This is a genomic window from Actinomyces urogenitalis DSM 15434, assembly GCF_000159035.1.
Classification (GTDB): Bacteria; Actinomycetota; Actinomycetes; order Actinomycetales; family Actinomycetaceae; genus Actinomyces; species Actinomyces urogenitalis.
On the sequence record NZ_DS999574.1, the window covers coordinates 177255 to 193855 of the forward strand.

The following is a 16601-nucleotide window of genomic DNA, read 5'->3' on the forward strand; positions in this document are numbered from 1 at the left end:
CCCGAGGGGTTTTATCCCCAACCTTCTTAGCAGGAAGGCGCACTAGGCCACTATGCGACATCTCCAGGGCCTGGTAGGCAGCATGAGGTTACCCCAGATCCTCAGGCAGCAGCAAAGCGACTGCGCCACTACCCGCGTGATCTTCCTCCAGCCCACAAAGCCACGACCTGACAAAGAACCGCCACTACAGGCTGATCCCGAGCACCGGCACACCCAGCAGCAGCACCGTCACCACAATGAGCACGATACCAATGAGGTTGAGCCAGATACCTGCCTTGACCATCGAGCCCATCGAGACGTACCCCGAGCCGAAGGCGATGGCATTGGGCGGCGTCGCCACCGGAAGCATGAAGGCGCAGGTCGCCGCCAGCGCCACCGGCACCACGAACAGCAGCGGGTCAACACCGATCCCCACGGCCACCCCGCCCATGATGGGCAGGAAGGCGGCTGCCGTCGCCGTGTTCGAGGTGAGCTCGGTCAGGAAGATGATGAGCGTCGTCACCGCGACGACGATGAGCACCGTCGGCAGCACGGACAGTCCCTTGGCGATCTCACCGATCCACACAGACAGCCCTTGCTTGGAGAACTGTGCCGACAGCGCCAGCCCGCCCCCGAACAGCAGCAGGACGTCCCAGGGCAGGTCCTTGGCGGTCTTCCAGTCCAGCAGCCTGACCCCGTGCTGCCCCGGGGCCGGCAGGATGAACAAGGCCAGGGCCACCACCATGGCGATAACTTCGTCCGTGATGCCCGCCTCGGGCAGCAGGGTCGGCAGCAGCGACCAGGACAGCGCCGCGGCCACAAAGATCACGCCCACCAGCACCTCGCCACCGCTCCAGGGCCCCAGCTTGGACAGCTCCTCACGGATGAGCGCCTTGCCTCCCGGGATCTCCTTGATCTCCGGCTTGAACAGCACACTGGTCAGCAGCCACCAGCAGATCAGGAGGAAGGTGAGTGCCAGCGGCACGCCCATGATCATCCACTGCCCGAAGCCGATGGTGACGTCGAAGGTCTCCTTGAGGTAGGCGATGAGCAAGGTGTTGGGGGGCGTGCCGATGATGGTCCCCAACGAGCCGATGGACGCGGCGTAGGCGATTCCCAGCATGAGCGCCGTCGCCAGCTTTGACTGCTTGCCCTTGCCGTCCGCCTGGCCCGTCAGCAGCAGGATCGAGGTGCCGATGGGCAGCATCATGACGGCGGTAGCCGTGTTGGACACCCACATGGACAGGAAGCCTGTGGCCAGCATGAAGCCGAGTACGAGCATCTTGGGCTTGGTTCCCACCGCGAGCACGGTCAGCAGCGCGATACGCCGGTGCAGGTTCCAGCGCTGCATCGTCAGGGCGAGCATGAACCCACCCATGAACAGGAAGATCGTGCCCGAGGCGTAGGGAGCCGCAGTGTCCTTGAAGCTGTCCACACCTGCCAGAGGGAAGAGCACGAGCGGCAGGAGCGCGGTGGCCGCCAGCGGGATCGCCTCGGTCATCCACCAGGCCCCCATGACGACGGCGGCTGCAGCCACGAGCCGCAACCCTTCCTCACTGACCTTCTCGGCCGCTTCAGGGGAGATCACCGCGGCCACCGTGTCGACGGCGTCGGCAGGCATGGCGAGATAGACGATCACACCAAGAAGGGCCCCACCGAGGAGGCCAAGGAGACGACGACGGCGCTCGCCCGCCGGAGCAGGGTGGGCCTTCTGCCCTTCTGAGGGACTCGTAGGTTGATGGAGGACGGGAATACTCATGATGAACCTCGCACGTGAGCCCGACGTCGCCCTTGACATCGCGCCCGAATAGCAGTGAGTGACCACGTCCCGCTGGCGACCCACCACAGGCGCCGCACAACTGGGACCTAAGTCACGGTACCTCACCACGTCACTGTGGTCTAGGTCTCTAAAAAACTGGAGGTTCCCACACCAAACAGGATGGGAACCTCCAGACCATGAAGGGAGGCCAGGCGCCGACATCACGTTTTCGTTGACATGACGCCGCTTCTTCAACTCTCGCGGAGAGAGAGGGATTCGAACCCCCGGTACGCCAGGCGTACAGCGGTTTTCAAGACCGCCACATTCGGCCGCTCTGTCATCTCTCCAACAGCCCTCGCAGACCGGTGATGACCCTACACCATCACTGCTCCGCCAGCCACGAACGGGTCCACGCCCTCCGTGGCGCCCACAGCAACGACGGCGTCACCCGCCACCGCGCGAGAGCCTGGGCGGCAGCCGGTCTCACCGGCTGCCGCCTCGCCCATCAGCCCCGGCCGAACAGCCCGCGCCGGCGTCCGCTCTGGACGTTGACCGGGATCGTCGTCGCCGGCTCGTCCAGGCGCCCCTCAGCCAGAGCCTGCCCCATCGCCGGCCACACCGGAAGGCGGGACATCAACGTCATCTGCAGCGCGTGGTAGATATCCGGGTGCCCGTCCCAGGTGCGGGTCGAGGGCTGGTTGGACTGGTCGAGCTCGTGCGTCCACACACCCGGCGCCTCAATGAGGTACTGCTCGGCGTAGTCGATCCAGGAGCGGTAGCAGTGCTCATAGTGCTCGACCTCGATCTCGCCGCGACCGTCATCGAGCAGAGCACGGCGAATCGCGGCCGCAGCGCTCACGCCCTCACACACCACCCAGTGCATGCGCTCGTGCACCACCGGCTCGCCAGCAAAGTCCGTGGTGTAGACGAAGCCCGGACCGCCATCCACACGCCAGCCATCCACACGAGCCCGCTCAAAGAGCTCCTCAGCCGCATCCAGCATCCACTCCGGCACAGGCAGAGAACGGTTAAGCAGGGCCGAACGCGCCTGAACCGTCAGGCGCGACCACTCCAGCCCGTGCCCGGGAGTGACACCGTAGGGGCGGAAGGGGTGAGCCGGCTCGTCCTTGTTGTAGTCCAGGACCGGCTGCCAGGAGGTGTCATAGTGCTCAGGCAGGCGCCAGTCGTTGGCACGAGCCTGCTTGTTGACGGCAAAATCGATGATCTGGACGGCACGGTTGAGCCACTTGACGTCACCACTGACGTCAGCGGCGGCTAGGTAGGCCTCAACGGTGTGCATGGCGGCGTTGATACCGCGATAGCGCTCAGGATCCGTGAAGTCCGCGGCATAGGACTCAATCGGCATGTGGTAGGTCTCGTCCCACCAGTGCTTGTCCTGCATCGCCATCGCGTCGCGCAGGAGCTCCTGCGCGCCAGGGCGGTCGGCAGCCGTCGCCGTGGCCGCAGCGAGCATGACGAAGGCGTTCTGGTAGCACTCCTTGCGCTGGCCAGGATCAACCGGGACACCGCGGCCCTGCTCATCCAGCTCGTGACGCACGGCCGAGTACCAGCCGCCGTGCTCGTAGTCCCGCAGCACCTTGGACAGGGCCCGCACACCATGGTCGGCGTAGCGACGGCAGCCGGGAATTCCCATCAGCGCACCGAGCGAGAAGGCAAAGGTCATGCGGCCGGTGATCCACAGCTCCACCGGGTGGTTGGTGTCGACCGTGCCGTCCGGACCGATCCAGCCGAATCCTGCCGGCACGCACGCCGCACGCCCGTAGCGCAGCAGCGCGTGGGTCTCCTCAGCCAGCCAGCGGTTGTGCTCCGGCGCACCGAACCATCCCAGCCCCATGAGTCCTCCTCGACTTCACATCGCTCGCAGGGTCGCCGTCGGCGACGCCTTCCAGGTTGAACAGTAGCCCAGCCACGGACAGTCCCGTCCCACACAGACGGGGCACAATGAGATCCGCACCGAGGTACGAAGATGCACCATACGGCTCTCCACAACCAGGAGCGACTGCGACAATGACAAGGGAAAACAACAGCCCTCCCCGCCAGGCCGAGGTCAATCGCTCACTGGTCCTGGACACGATCCGCTACGCCGAGCGCCTGACGCGCGCCGACATCGGGCGCCAAACGCACCTGTCTCCCCAGACGGTCTCGAACGTGGTGCGCTACCTGCTGAAGCACGACCTCGTTCTAGAGGCCGGAACAGTGGCACCAGAAGGACGCGGGCGCCCTGGCACCACTGTCCAGCTCAACCCCCACGGCCGATTCGCCATCGGCGTGCACGTCGACCCCTCAGCGCTTGGGGTCGTCGCAGTCGACTTACGCGGGGACCTCCTCTATGAGCACTACGAGCCTCTACCCTTCCCAAACGACCCCACTCAGTCTCTGACCGAGATCGCCGCACAGACAGAACGAGCAATCGCACGTACCGGCCAGCCCCGAGAACGGATGCTAGGGATCGGTATCGCCACCCCAGGCCCCATCGAGGACGGGCGTATGACTCGCCCTCCCCTACTGCCCCATTGGCAAGACTTCCCTCTCCGGTCACGACTCGCTCAGCTGACGCACACGGCCACGCTGCTCGACAAGGACGTCAACGCCGCCGCCCAGGCGCATCTGTGGCGCCACCCCACCGCGCTAGGCGCCCATCCCAACAGCTTCATGTTCCTCTACATCGGCGCTGGCTCTGCGCTCACAGCGGTGCTAGACGGTCAAGTGTGGCGTGGCCGCAGTGGCAACGCCGGCGAGGCCGGACACTTCTCCGGCAACTCAACCGGACTGCTGTGCCCGTGTGGCCAACGTGGCTGCCTCGGCATCAGCCTCGGAGAGAAAGAGATGATTGAGCAGGCTCGCGACCTCGGCCTTGACCTACCAGGCAGTACCAGCACCGCCACCCCAGGTGAGAAGAGCACGATCTTCGCCCGGCTGCTCAGGCTTGCCGACGACGGCGACCCCATCGCCCAAGAAGTCCTGTCCGGGGCCGCGTCCGTGATCGTCCGCGTCACCACAGTGCTCTCCGAACTGCTCGAGCTGGACACCCTCATCATCGGGGGCCCTCGGTGGCCGGTCATGCAGAAGCAGATGGAGCCCTTACTAGATCAGCCATTGTCCCAACGCATCTTCTACGGCGAGACCCGTCCTATCCAGACCATCTCCTCACCTCTAGGGGCTCGCGATGCCGCCACCGGGGCCGCCTGTCTCGTCCTATCGGAGACCTACTCCGCCGACTCCCACCGGCTGCAGCCGCCGCGCTAGTTCGTCGCACAGTCGCCATTCAGCTTGAAAAGCTCTCGAAATGTGCTCGAGGAAGAGTCTTGATATGATTTTATCAAAGTTCTATAGTTAATTGCGTCACGTTCCCTAGTGGACACCACAGGTGCAAAGGAGCCCCGATATGACTACCCACCGTCCTCTCATGATGAGCCGCAGGACCCTGCTCACCGCAGCAGGAGTCACTGCGCTCGGAGCCACGCTCGCCGCCTGCGGCGCAGGCTCGTCCTCCCGCTCCGAGTCGAAGCTGCGCATCGTCTACCAGAAGACCGCAGCCTTCTTCCAGCTCGAGGACCTCATGACCAAGGCCAAGGAGGAGTTCGAGGCCGCTAACAGCGACGTCACCATCGAGCTGGTGCCGATCGAGGCTGAGCAGGACCAGTACTTCACCAAACTCGCCCTCATGAACGGGTCGGACGACACCGCGCCTGACGTCATGTACGAGGACGCCTTCCAGATCCGCACCGACGCTGCCGCCGGTTACCTGCTCCCCATCGACGAGTACGTGGCCGACTGGGCCGACTGGGACCAGTTCATGGACTCCGTCAAGGAGGCCGGCAAGGGAGAGGACGACAAGCTCTACGGCGTCTCCATGGGGACCGACACACGTGCCATCTACTTCAACAAGAAGATCTTCGCCGAGGTCGGCCTGCCCGAGGACTGGCAGCCCACCAGCTGGGAGGAGATCCTCGAGGCAGCTCGCACCATCAAGGCCAAGAAGCCAGACGTCATCCCCTTCAACATGTACGTCGCCAAGGCGTTTGGTGAGGGTACCTCGATGCAGTCTTTCGAGATGCTGCTCTACGGTACCGACGACACCCTCTACGACACGGACACCAAGAAGTGGATCACCGGCTCCCAGGGCTTTAAGGACTCCCTGGAGTTCCTGCAGACCATCTACTCCGAGGGCCTCGGCCCCGAGCTGGACCAGGCACTGGACGTCAACATCGGCAGCCGCGTGTCCACCGAGCTTCTGCCAGAGGGCAAGCTCGCGATGGCCGTGGACGGATCCTGGTTGCCCGGCGGCTGGATCTCCGGAGAAAACGCCTGGCCCGAGTGGGAGGAGACCATCGGGCTAGCCAAGATGCCAACCCAGAACGGCCAGGGCGACGGCTTCACCTCGATGTCAGGTGGATGGACCCTGGCGATCGGCTCCAAGACCAAGAACGCCAAGGCCGCCTTCGACTTCATCTCGATCGCGCTGAACAAGGAGAACTCACTGAAGTACGACACGGAGAACTCTCAGATCGCCGTGCGCAAGGACGTGGCTGAGGACGATGCCTACCTGTCCTTCAACCCCTCTTTCGAGTTCTTCTCCAGCTGCGTGGATTTCACCCACTTCCGTCCCTCCACACCGGACTACCCGCAGATCTCGGGCAATATCCAGATCGCCTGCGAGGACGTCGCCACCCAGGCCTCCACACCGGAGGAGGCCGCTAAGGCCTATGACGAGGGCCTGGTCCAGATCGTCGGCGACGACATGACCCAGGAGGCCTGATGACTCGGCCGGCAACCGCCGGCGCGACGGCGGGGACCACCCTGGCTCCCCGCCGTCGTCATGCCGGCAGAACTGTGCTCCGGGAGCTTCCACTCCTCCCTGCCTTCATCCTGCTCGCCGCCTTCATGCTCGGGCCGATCGTCTACGCCCTCTACGGTTCTCTGACCAACCGGACCATGAGCGGGTACCGGGCGGCCGCCCCCGAGTTCGTCGGGCTAGACAACTACGTCAACCTGCTGACGGACCCCAACTTCCTCAAGTCTGTCCTCCTGACCACGCTTTTCCTCTTTGCCTCGGCGATCGTGGGACAGAACGTGCTCGGCATGTTCGTGGCCGTACTCATGCGCCACTGCCCTAAGCCCGTCGCCTCCGTCGTCGGCGCCACGATTGTGGGCGCCTGGGTCATGCCGGAGATTGTCGCCGCCTTCGCGTGCTACGCCTTCTTCTCCTCCGAGGGCACACTCAACTCGATCCTGGCCGCAGTGGGCCTGACCGGCCCTAAGTGGCTACTCACCTTCCCGATGCTCTCCGTCATCCTGGCCAACATCTGGCGCGGTACGGCCTTCTCGATGATGAACTACAACGCGGCCCTCGCCGAGGTCCCACCCGAGGTCAAGGAGTCCGCCCAGATCGACGGCGCGAACGCGGTCCAGACCTTTTTCCGGATCTCACTGCCCATGATCCGCAGAACCGTCGCTACCAACCTCATGCTCACCACCCTCCAGACCCTGGGTGTGTTCACCCTGATCTGGGTCATGACCGGTGGTGGCCCCGGCACCGACTCCGCGACGCTGCCGGTGCTGGCCTACCAGGAAGCCTTCAAGTTCTCCCAGGTCGGCTACGGAACTGCCATCGCCACTGTCACCCTCGTGGTCGGTGCGATCTTCTCCACCGTCTATATGCGTGTCCTCAAGCCGGAGGTGGACTGACATGAGCGCATCCGTATCCCTGGCCTCACCACGCAAGCGCGGTGTCAGAATCGCCGCCACCGCGACCATGGTGCTGATCGGCATCGCCTTCCTCCTGCCGCTGGCCTGGATCGTCCTGGCCAGCGTGGATGACAAGGCCACTCTCAGCGTGCGACTGCCTCAGGTGTGGACTGCAGAGAACTTCACTGAGATCCTCAACCCCAAGGACACCTTCCGGCCCCTGTGGAACTCTGCCGTCATCTCTCTGGGTACCGCGGCCCTGACTGTCATCGTCGCGATCCTGGCCGCCTATCCGCTCTCGCGCTACTCCATGAGGTTCAACAAGGGCTTCATGTACACCGTGCTGTTCGGAACCTGCCTGCCCATCACCGCCATGATGGTGCCGGTCTACACGCTCTTCGTCTCCTTCAAACTGCTGGACTCCCTGCCGGGAACGATCACGTTCATGGCGGCCACGTCCCTGCCCATGGCGATCTGGATGATGAAGAACTTCATGGACTCGGTTCCCGTCTCCCTGGAGGAGGCCTCCTGGGTAGACGGCGCCTCCTCGATGAAGGCGCTGTGGCGCATCGTCGTGCCCCTGATGAAGCCGGGTATCGCCGTCGTCTTCATCTTCGTGTTCACCGGCGCGTGGGGGAACTTCTTTGTCCCCTTCATCCTCCTGTTCTCCCCGGAGAACCAGCCGGCAGCCGTCGCCATCTACAACTTCTTCGGGACCAACGGCTCCATCGCCTACGGAAAGCTCGCTGCCTTCTCCATCATCTACTCACTGCCCGCACTCCTCCTCTACGTCATCACCCAGCTGCGCTCCGGCAACAGCTTCGCCATGTCCGGCGCCGTCAAGGGCTGACACGAAAGGTCCACCATGCACCGCAACCCGCTGCTGACCGAGCAGCGCGCCCGCCGTATGCTCGACGAGCGCATCCAGAACGCCATCTACGTTGAGTCCGTGCCGCTGAGCCTGAGGGCCTGGTCCGTCGCGGACGAGCCAGTCCCCTTCGAGGAGGCCGTCGGTCAGGAATACAAGCCCTTCGCCGTGGGGGACACCTGGGGGCTGCCGTGGCGAACCACCTGGATCCACGCCACCGGTACCGTCCCCGAGGACTGGCGCACGCGCCCCGACCACGAGGTGGAGCTCGTCATCGACCTGGGCTTCTCCGACTCCGGCCCAGGCTTCCAGGCCGAGGGCCTGGTCCGCCACACCGACGGGTCGGCGATCAAGGGCATTCACCCCCGCAACCAGGCTGTGCGCTGGACCGAGGAGCCGGACGAGATCGATGTCTACATTGAGGCCGCCTCCAACCCCACCGTCACCTCAGACGGCTACGCCCCAACCATGCTCGGGCGCATGGAGACCTCGGGCACAGACCCGATCTATACCCTGCGCCGGGTCGACGTCGCCCTGCGCGACCTCACGGTGTGGAACCTGGCTCAGGACCTGACAGTCCTGCTTGAACTCGCTGACGAGCTCCCACCAACCTCCACGCGCCGCGCCAAGATCGACGTTGCCCTGGACAAGGCCATCGACGCTCTGGATCCCCGGCACATTGCCGCCACCGCCACCGCGGCCCGCGCTGAGCTGGAGGAGGTCCTGGCCTCACCGGCCCATGCTTCAGCCCACCACATCATGGCCACCGGCCACGCTCACATCGACTCAGCCTGGCTGTGGCCGGTGCGCGAGACCAAGCGCAAGTGCGTACGTACCTTTTCCTCAGTCCTCAACCTCATGGACCAGGACCCGGACTACGTCTTTGCCTGCTCCTCAGCCCAGCAGTACCTGTGGGTCAAGCAGACTCAGCCCGAACTCTACGAGCGCATGAAGAAGCGCATTGCTGAGGGCCGCTTTATCCCGGTAGGCGGTATGTGGCTGGAGTCGGACACGAACATGCCCGGCTCCGAGGCCCTCGCCCGCCAGATGATCGAGGGCAAGAAGTTCTTCATCGACGAGTTTGGGGTCGAGACCCAAGACGTATGGCTCCCCGACTCCTTCGGTTACACCGGATCCCTACCCCAGATCATCCGGGCCGCGGGATCACGCTGGTTCCTGTCCCAGAAGCTGTCCTGGAACGACACGGACAAGATGCCCCACCACACCTTCGACTGGGAGGGCATCGACGGCTCGCGCGTCCTGGCGCATTTCCCGCCGGTGGACACCTACAACTCTCGCCTGTCAGTCGCCGAGATGCGCCACGCCGAGGAGAACTTCGCCGAGAAGGGCGTCGCCGACTCCTCGATCGTCCCCTTCGGCTGGGGTGACGGTGGCGGCGGCCCTACCCGCGAGATGCTCGCGGCGGGACACCGGTTGGAGAACCTGGAAGGGGCTCCCACGGTCGAAATCGCCAGCCCCAACGCCTTCTTCCAACACACCGAGGAGGAGTTCGCCCACCGTCCGGTGTGGAGCGGCGAGATGTACCTGGAGTTCCACCGAGGCACCTACACCTCGCAGCTGCGCACCAAGCAGGGTAACCGCCGCAGCGAGCACCTGCTGCGCGAGGCCGAGCTGTGGGCCGCCACCGCCGCGATCCGAGAGGGCGCCGAGTATCCCTACGAGGTCCTCAAGGACTGCTGGCGCACCGTGCTGCGCAACCAGTTCCACGACATCCTGCCCGGCTCGTGCATCGGGTGGGTCTACGACCGAGTCGAGGAGGAGTACCGCCTCGTTGCCTCCGAGCTGGAGAAGGTCATCACCACCTCGACCACAGCCTTGGTCGGGCAGGGTTCCACCTCACTGCGACTCAATGCCGCCCCGGCCGCCGTCGACGGCGTCGCATCCCTGGCAGTGGCTCCGGACGCTGTCCCATCGGAGAAGGTCCAACTCAACCAGCAGCAGGAAGCCACCGTGCTGGACAATGGCCGGCTGCGCGTCACCATCGATTCCCGCGGTCTGCTGACCTCCGTGCTCGACCTGGAGGCCGAGCGCGAGGTCCTGCCCCCCGGTACGACCGGCGGCCTGCTCCAGCTCCACCACGACGCCCCGCGCCAGTGGGATGCCTGGGACATCGACCCGGAGTACCGCAACACCGTTGAGGATGTTGTCAACGCCAGTGACCTAGCCGCCCTCCAGGACGGGATGGATGCTGTAGTCACCCTCACCCGCCAGGTCGGGGAGGCCTCGTCACTGCGCGAGGAGATCCGCCTGCGGCCCGGCTCCAAGCAGGTTGAGCTCAGCTTCGACATTGACTGGCACGAGCGGATGAAGCTGCTCAAGCTCGCCTTCCCGGTGGATGTCATGGCCGCGGTGTCCACCTCGGAGATGCAGTTCGGGCACGTCGAGCGTCCTACCCACCAGAACACCTCGTGGGACGCCGCCCGATACGAGATCTGCGCCCACCGCTGGATCCACGTGGGAGAACAGGGTTACGGCGTCGCCGTCCTCAACGACTCCACCTACGGGCACGACGTCACTCGCGACCTGGACCAGGCCGGAAACCCGTCCACCACGGTGCGTCTGTCACTGGTGCGTGCGCCCCTCTTCCCCGACCCCGAGGCAGATCAGGGGCACCACTCCATGCGCGTAGCCCTGCGTCCGGGAGCCTCGATCGACGACGCGGTCACTGAGGGCTACGCCTTCAACCTTCCCACCCGCACAGTCAAGGGCGACCACGCAGTCGAGCCGCTGGTCAAGGTCGAGGGCGCGGGCGTCGTCGTCGAGGCGGTCAAGCTAGCCGAGGACCGCTCCGGGGACGTCATCGTGCGCCTGTACGAGTCCCTGGGGGCCCGTACCCGGGCAACCGTCACGGCCGGCTTCGAGGCCACGAGCGTCGTCGCCACGGACCTGCTCGAGCGTGAAATTGGCGATGTGGCGCTGACAACCACGGCGCATGACCAGCTGACCACCAGCTTCCAGATGCGTCCCTTCCAGATCGTCACGCTGAGGATCGCCCGCTAAGGCACCTCAGGACCGCGTATCACACGGGTGGGCCCGGCTGACGGCTTCGTCAGCCGGGCCCACCCGCATAAGTCCACCGATATCTCAAGGCCAAGTACCGGACTGCGATCCGCCCTACTGTGCGCTGCTCTCCTCAGCCCTCGACAGTGCCGTCGCACCATCGGCCTGACCGCTAGCCCAGGCGGTCAGGGCCTCACGCAGGGCTGTGACGCGCTCAGGCGTCGCGACGTCGGCCACCTCCAGGCGGAGTACCGACTGCCTCGACTGCAGGATCTGGGACACCTGCTGGGCCACCGGGGAACCGGCCTGTGCCGCCTCGACGCCGTGATGAGCAGTACCTCCAGTCCCCAGGGCCGCATAGGCCCGGGCCCACTGAGCACTCGTGAGGTAGGCCATCACCGCCTCACCAGCCTCAGAGCCACTGACCGAGACCAGCATGCTCGCGCCCACCAGGTAAGCCGTCTCTTCATCCTGCCCACCCGAGGGGGTGAGGAAGGTCGACAAGACGTCGCCCGCGCCCGCCGCACCCGCCGCGCTCGCCGTCTCTTCCGGCTGGCTGCTGGCACCGTCGTCGCTCACCGACCCGACCGGGAACAGGGCTTCGACAGACGAGGGGGCGTAGAGCATGAGGCACTGCCCCTCCCGCAGTTGCGCGGCGGCGTCCTGCATCGTCGCCGATTCCGCCGCCTGCCGACCGCCAGGCACGTGCCCGTCAGCAAGCAGGAGCGAATCCAGCTCACCCAAGGCCGTGTCCGCGTCAACCGAGTCCAGGGAGTCCTTGCCCGTGGCCCACTGGTCGTAGGCGACCGGACCGCTGAGCTGGAGCACAGCCTCCGCCAGCCACTCCTCGCCCGCATCGGGGCTCGCCAGTCCCAGGCACCACGGCGTCACCGAGCCGTCCGGGTGGTCCTGCGCCACCTGCGAGGTCAGAGCCACCAGCTCCGGCCACGTCTGAGGCACCTGGTAGCCCAGGCGTGAGAACGCGGTCGGCGAGTACCAGACCAGGGAGTCCAGGCTGGCCGTCAGCGGCGCGGCGTACAAGGTGCCGTCAACGGTCCCCGCCTCCGACCACATCCGGTCCCAACCCAGCTCCACATTGGCACCCACAGTCTCCGGCACAGGCTGGACGAGCCCCTCGTCCACGAGCTCAGGCAGGACACCGGCCTCAGGCAGGACGGCAAGGTCGGCCTGCGTGGAGTCGGACTTGAGGCTGGCCGCGACGTCGTCGGACTCCACCTGGACCACGCTCAGCCCCGTGCACTGCGAGAAGTGCTCCAGGGAGGCGTCCAGACTGGCTGCCTCAGTGCTGCCGGCCTGCGTGGCGACCCGCACCGTGGTGCCCGCGGGGAAGGAGCCGTAGGCCTCCTGCAGCTGGGCGCAGGAGGCAGGGGACGCCGTCACCCCTCCCACCTGCTGCGAGGCCGAGGAGCAGGCCACCAGCGAGGCCGACGCGAGGGCGAGCGTGGCCACGACGGCCAGGGGCCGGAGCCCGGTGAGTCTGCTCAGCATGTTGCTCGCTTCCTCTCCACGACGGCGTCGAGCACTCCGGCACACCCGTCACGCCATACCGGCTCGGTGGTGAAGGAGGCGACAGCCGTCACTGACTGCGGCGCGCTTCCCATGGCCACCCCGGCACCAGCCCAGGTGAGCATCTCAACGTCATTGGTCCCGTCTCCCACCGCCACGGCGTGAGAGGAGTCCGTCCCCAGCCGCTCAGCCAGCCGCTGCAGCGCGGACGCCTTCGTCACGCCCTCGGGAGCCACGTCAAGCCACGCGGTCCAGCCGATCGCGTACTCCACCGAGTGCAGGCCCGAGTCCGCGACCAGCGCGCTGAACTCCTCCAGCGGCATACCCGGCGCCCGCAGGATGACGCGGGTGACCGGTCGCGCGCACAGCTCGTCCAAGGTGGCCAGCGTCTGCTCCTCAATGAGCTCCCCCTCAGGGAAGGCGCGGGTGGTGCGGAAGCCGGCGTCAAGGTCCTCGACGGCGAGGATGCCGTCCGGAACAGCCTGCGTGAGCGCGTTGATGGCCGCGGTGGGGTCAAAGGTCACCGAGTCCACCACCCGGTACCCGCCTGGCGCCGTCGGATCCATGCGCACCGTCAGCGCACCGTTGGCACAGATCATCCACCCGTCGGTCAGTCCCACGTGGCGCGCCACCGGCAGAGCCGCCTGGATACCGCGGCCGGTGGAGATGACCACCTGGGCCCCGTAGTGCCGCATCCGGGCGATCGAGGCCATCATCCGTTCCGAGACGCGGCCATCCATGTCCAGGATCGTGCCGTCCACGTCGAGCGCGACGATGAGCCGCGGGTCCGCGACGAGGTGGTCCCGGCCCGGGTCCAGCCGGTCCAGGTCCGCCATGTGCTCACGCACGAGGGCGTGGTAGGCGTCATGGCTCAGAGGCGTGGAGCGGTCGTGCCCACGCAGGTACTCCCAGGAGCCGCCCAGCCGCTGAGGCTCGGCGCCGCTGGGCTGGCTCGGGTCAGGAGCGCTGAAGACCGGAGAGGTGCCGACCGGCACAGGGCCGGCCGCCTGGTCCCGGCGGGAGTCTTGCGTCACTGCCGTCCTCGTCCCTCAGGGACGCGGGGTGATGACCTCGAGGCCACCCATGTACGGACGCAGCCCCTCAGGCACAACCACCGTGCCGTCCGCCTGCTGGTTGTTCTCCAGCAGCGCCACGATCCAGCGGGTGGTGGCCAGCGTGCCGTTGAGGGTGGCTACCGGCGAGGTCCGCCCGTCCCGCCTCTCACGGATCTGGAGACGGCGCGCCTGGTAGGTGGTGCAGTTGGAGGTCGAGGTGACCTCCATCCAGCGGTTCTGGGTGGGCAGCCACGCCTCGCAGTCGAACTTGCGGGCAGCGGAGGATCCGAGGTCCCCCGCAGCGGTGTCGATGACGCGGTAGGGCAGGCCGACGAGGTGGAGCATCTCCTCCTCCAGGGCCAGCAGGCGCTCGTGCTCGGCAGCGGCGTCCTCGGGACGCACGTAGGCGAACATCTCTGCCTTGTTGAACTGGTGGACGCGAATGATGCCTCGAGTGTCCTTACCAGCCGCCCCCGCCTCACGGCGGTAGCAGGTGGACCAGCCCAGGTAGCGCTTCGGGCCCTCCTCCAGGTCGAGGATCTCGTCCGTGTGATAACCGGCCAGCGCGACCTCGGAGGTACCGGTGAGGTAGAGGTCGTCAGCAGGCAGGTAGTAGATCTCGTCCGCGTGCAGGCCGAGGAAGCCGGTGCCGCCCATGACCTGCGGGGAGACGAGGGTGGGCGTGGTCATCGGGATGAAGCCGTGCTCGGTGGCCTTGTCCAGGGCCGCCGTCATGAGGGCCAGCTCCAGGCGCATTCCCGCGCCCTTGAGGTAGTAGAAGCGCGAGCCGGAGACCTTGGCCCCGCGCTTGGTGTCGATGATGTCCAGGCCCTCACCCAGGGTGAGGTGATCGGCCGGCTCAAAGCCCTCGGAGGCGAAGTCGCGCGGCTGGGGGCCCTCATGACGCAGGACGACGTAGTCCTCCTCCCCGCCGGAGGGCGCTCCCTCGATGACGTTCTGGAACTGGTGCGCCAGCTCGTCCAGGGTGGCGGCAGCCTGGTCAGACTCGGCCTGGGCGCCGCGCACGCGCTCGGCTAGCTCCTTGGCCTGAGCGAGGGCAGCCTCACGCTCCTGAGGAGAGGAGGCCTTGCCGACCGAGCGAGAGACGACCTTCTGCTCCGCACGCAGGGACTCAAAGGTGGCCAGGGTGGTGCGGCGGGCCTCGTCGGCGTCGATGATGCGGTCGACAAGGTCGACGTCGGCGCCTCGGGCTCGCTGGCTGTCACGGTAACGCTCTGGGTTCTCGCGGAGGTCGCGCAGGTCGATCATGGGTCCGAGTGTAGCCAGCGAGCGCCCCCGCCCGCCGGGACGCCTCATGGGGCGAGAGCACCATCACTGATAGCGAGAGGTTTCGCGACCCGCCAATCTATGCCATATAATTAATAGCGATTTATTAAGCACGATCGACAGGCGAACCTCTCGGTCCGCCGCGCCCGATCGCCCCAGCTCTCAGGACAGGCTATGGCTACTTCGCTTCCCTCCTTCTCGCAGCTGCGAGCCTTCGTCGCCCTGTGCGACCACCAGCACTTCGGTGAGGCGGCCACGACTCTTGGCGTCAGCCAGCCCAGCCTGTCCCAGGCCATCACCGCCTTGGAGCGCCGCGTGGGCGGAGAGCTGGTCGAACGCACTACCCGCCGCGTGCTCGTCACCCCCCTGGGCGAGACGCTGCTGCCCTACGCCCGCGAGGCGGTCCTCGCAGCCGAGTCCTTCAGCGAGGCCGTCACCACCCAGGGCGCCGTGCTCAGCGGCACCATGCGTCTGGGAATGATCCCCACGTTGGCCCCCTACCTGGCTCCCGTCGCTATCGACGGACTGCCCCGGGAGATCCCCCAGCTCCAGGCCGAGCTGCGTGAGATGGTCACCGGCGACCTACTCGACATGCTGGGTCAGGGTCGCCTGGACGCCGCCATCCTGGCGATCGACGTCGACATCGACGCCCACCGCGCCTCCGTCATCCCGATGTATGACGAGCCCCTCGTCATCCTCGTCCCACCCAACCACTCCTGGGACGGGCGCAAGGACGTCTCCCCCGTCGAGCTCGATGACCAGCAGCTCCTCCTGCTGGACGAGGGCAACTGCCTGCGCGACGAGACCCTGGCCCTGTGCCAGCGCTACGGCTCCAACCCGCCGGTCGCCGTCGCCACCACGCTGCTAACCGTGGTCCAGATGGTCTCCCACAACGTCGGCGTCACCGTGCTGCCCGAGGGCGCCCTGCGGATGCTGGGAGGCGTGCCGCACGGAGTGGCTCGTTTCGGGGACGTCAACGCCGTGCGCCGCATGGGCCTGGTCTACCGCACCTCCTCCTCGCGAGGCTCCGACTTCAGCCAGCTCGCCCGCATCATCACCAGCCTCGCCCAGGACGCCGGCCTGCCCCTGACCCCTGTGCCCTCCGCCGCGGCCCGCTAGCCTCGGCCCATGACCCGATCCGGTGGCCCTACGGCCACCCCCGCCAGCCCAGCGTCCGCGGACGCTGGGCTGGCGTGCGTCGTCCTCAACCCGTCCAAACCGGCAGTCACTGAGTCCGTCCGCCGCCGCCTCACCCTTGCCCTGGCTGAGGCCGGGTACCACGAGCCCATCTGGCTGGAGACCACCGTCAGCGAGCCGGGCGCCACGCAGGCGCGCCTCGCCGTCGCCTCAGGAGCCCGGCTCGTTGTGGCTGGCGGCGGGGACGGCACCGTGCGCG

At 66.5% G+C, this 16601-nt stretch carries 11 protein-coding genes, 1 tRNA gene and 1 pseudogene; 7 read left to right on the plus strand and 6 right to left on the minus strand.

The features are described from left to right. Positions 1-184 precede the first annotated feature (184 nt). The 3 genes from HMPREF0058_RS00755 to HMPREF0058_RS00765 all read right to left on the minus strand — a co-directional run bounded on the left by HMPREF0058_RS00755 (position 185) and on the right by HMPREF0058_RS00765 (position 3593). Positions 185-1738: an SLC13 family permease gene (locus HMPREF0058_RS00755; protein WP_006547731.1), complete on the minus strand. Its 1554-nt coding sequence runs from the start codon at positions 1736-1738 to the stop codon at positions 185-187. Between the two features lie 261 nt (positions 1739-1999). Further along, positions 2000-2085 (minus strand) — tRNA-Ser (locus HMPREF0058_RS00760). Positions 2086-2243: 158 nt separating this feature from the next. Next, positions 2244-3593, minus strand: a complete 1350-nt coding sequence (locus HMPREF0058_RS00765; RefSeq protein WP_006547733.1) for an AGE family epimerase/isomerase — start codon at positions 3591-3593, stop codon at positions 2244-2246. A gap of 173 nt (positions 3594-3766) precedes the next feature. On the opposite strand from HMPREF0058_RS00765, the gene HMPREF0058_RS00770 reads away from it, so the two are divergent. The 5 genes from HMPREF0058_RS00770 to HMPREF0058_RS00790 all read left to right on the plus strand — a co-directional run bounded on the left by HMPREF0058_RS00770 (position 3767) and on the right by HMPREF0058_RS00790 (position 11336). Continuing rightward, positions 3767-5005, plus strand: a complete 1239-nt coding sequence (locus HMPREF0058_RS00770) for an ROK family transcriptional regulator (RefSeq protein ID WP_006547734.1) — start codon at positions 3767-3769, stop codon at positions 5003-5005. A 139-nt stretch (positions 5006-5144) separates the two neighbouring features. Continuing rightward, positions 5145-6518 carry an extracellular solute-binding protein gene (locus tag HMPREF0058_RS00775; protein WP_248596988.1) on the plus strand — a complete coding sequence of 458 codons (1374 nt, stop codon included), beginning with the start codon at positions 5145-5147 and terminating at the stop codon, positions 6516-6518. Then, complete coding sequence (locus HMPREF0058_RS00780; protein ID WP_024036155.1) at positions 6518-7447, plus strand: carbohydrate ABC transporter permease; 930 nt, start codon at positions 6518-6520, stop codon at positions 7445-7447. The genes HMPREF0058_RS00775 and HMPREF0058_RS00780 overlap by 1 nt, the downstream gene beginning before the upstream one ends. A gap of 1 nt (position 7448) precedes the next feature. Further along, the gene (locus HMPREF0058_RS00785) at positions 7449-8297 is read left to right on the plus strand and encodes a carbohydrate ABC transporter permease (protein ID WP_024036156.1); all 849 of its coding nucleotides are present in this window, start codon (positions 7449-7451) and stop codon (positions 8295-8297) included. A gap of 15 nt (positions 8298-8312) precedes the next feature. After that, positions 8313-11336 (plus strand): alpha-mannosidase, encoded by a 3024-nt coding sequence (locus tag HMPREF0058_RS00790; RefSeq protein WP_006547738.1) that lies wholly within the window; start codon positions 8313-8315, stop codon positions 11334-11336. A 114-nt stretch (positions 11337-11450) separates the two neighbouring features. Here the strand turns inward: HMPREF0058_RS00790 and HMPREF0058_RS00795 are convergent, their stop codons facing one another. From HMPREF0058_RS00795 to serS, 3 genes are read right to left on the minus strand one after another with little or no spacing between them, the layout of a single operon-like run. Further along, entirely contained in the window at positions 11451-12845 is a 1395-nt protein-coding gene (locus HMPREF0058_RS00795) for an ABC transporter substrate-binding protein (RefSeq protein WP_006547739.1), read from the minus strand. Further along, positions 12839-13897: an HAD family hydrolase gene (locus HMPREF0058_RS00800; protein ID WP_006547740.1), complete on the minus strand. Its 1059-nt coding sequence runs from the start codon at positions 13895-13897 to the stop codon at positions 12839-12841. Before HMPREF0058_RS00800 ends, HMPREF0058_RS00795 begins: the two co-directional genes overlap by 7 nt. Positions 13898-13912: 15 nt before the next feature. Continuing rightward, a complete protein-coding gene (serS, locus tag HMPREF0058_RS00805; RefSeq protein WP_006547741.1) occupies positions 13913-15187 on the minus strand; it encodes a serine--tRNA ligase in 1275 nt (424 codons plus the stop codon). Between the two features lie 192 nt (positions 15188-15379). On the opposite strand from serS, the gene HMPREF0058_RS00810 reads away from it, so the two are divergent. Both HMPREF0058_RS00810 and HMPREF0058_RS00815 read left to right on the plus strand, forming a co-directional pair. Continuing rightward, positions 15380-16324 (plus strand): LysR substrate-binding domain-containing protein, encoded by a 945-nt coding sequence (locus HMPREF0058_RS00810; protein WP_006547742.1) that lies wholly within the window; start codon positions 15380-15382, stop codon positions 16322-16324. 9 nt (positions 16325-16333) lie between these two features. Then, positions 16334-16601, plus strand: a pseudogene (locus tag HMPREF0058_RS00815) (diacylglycerol/lipid kinase family protein); the annotation flags it as partial.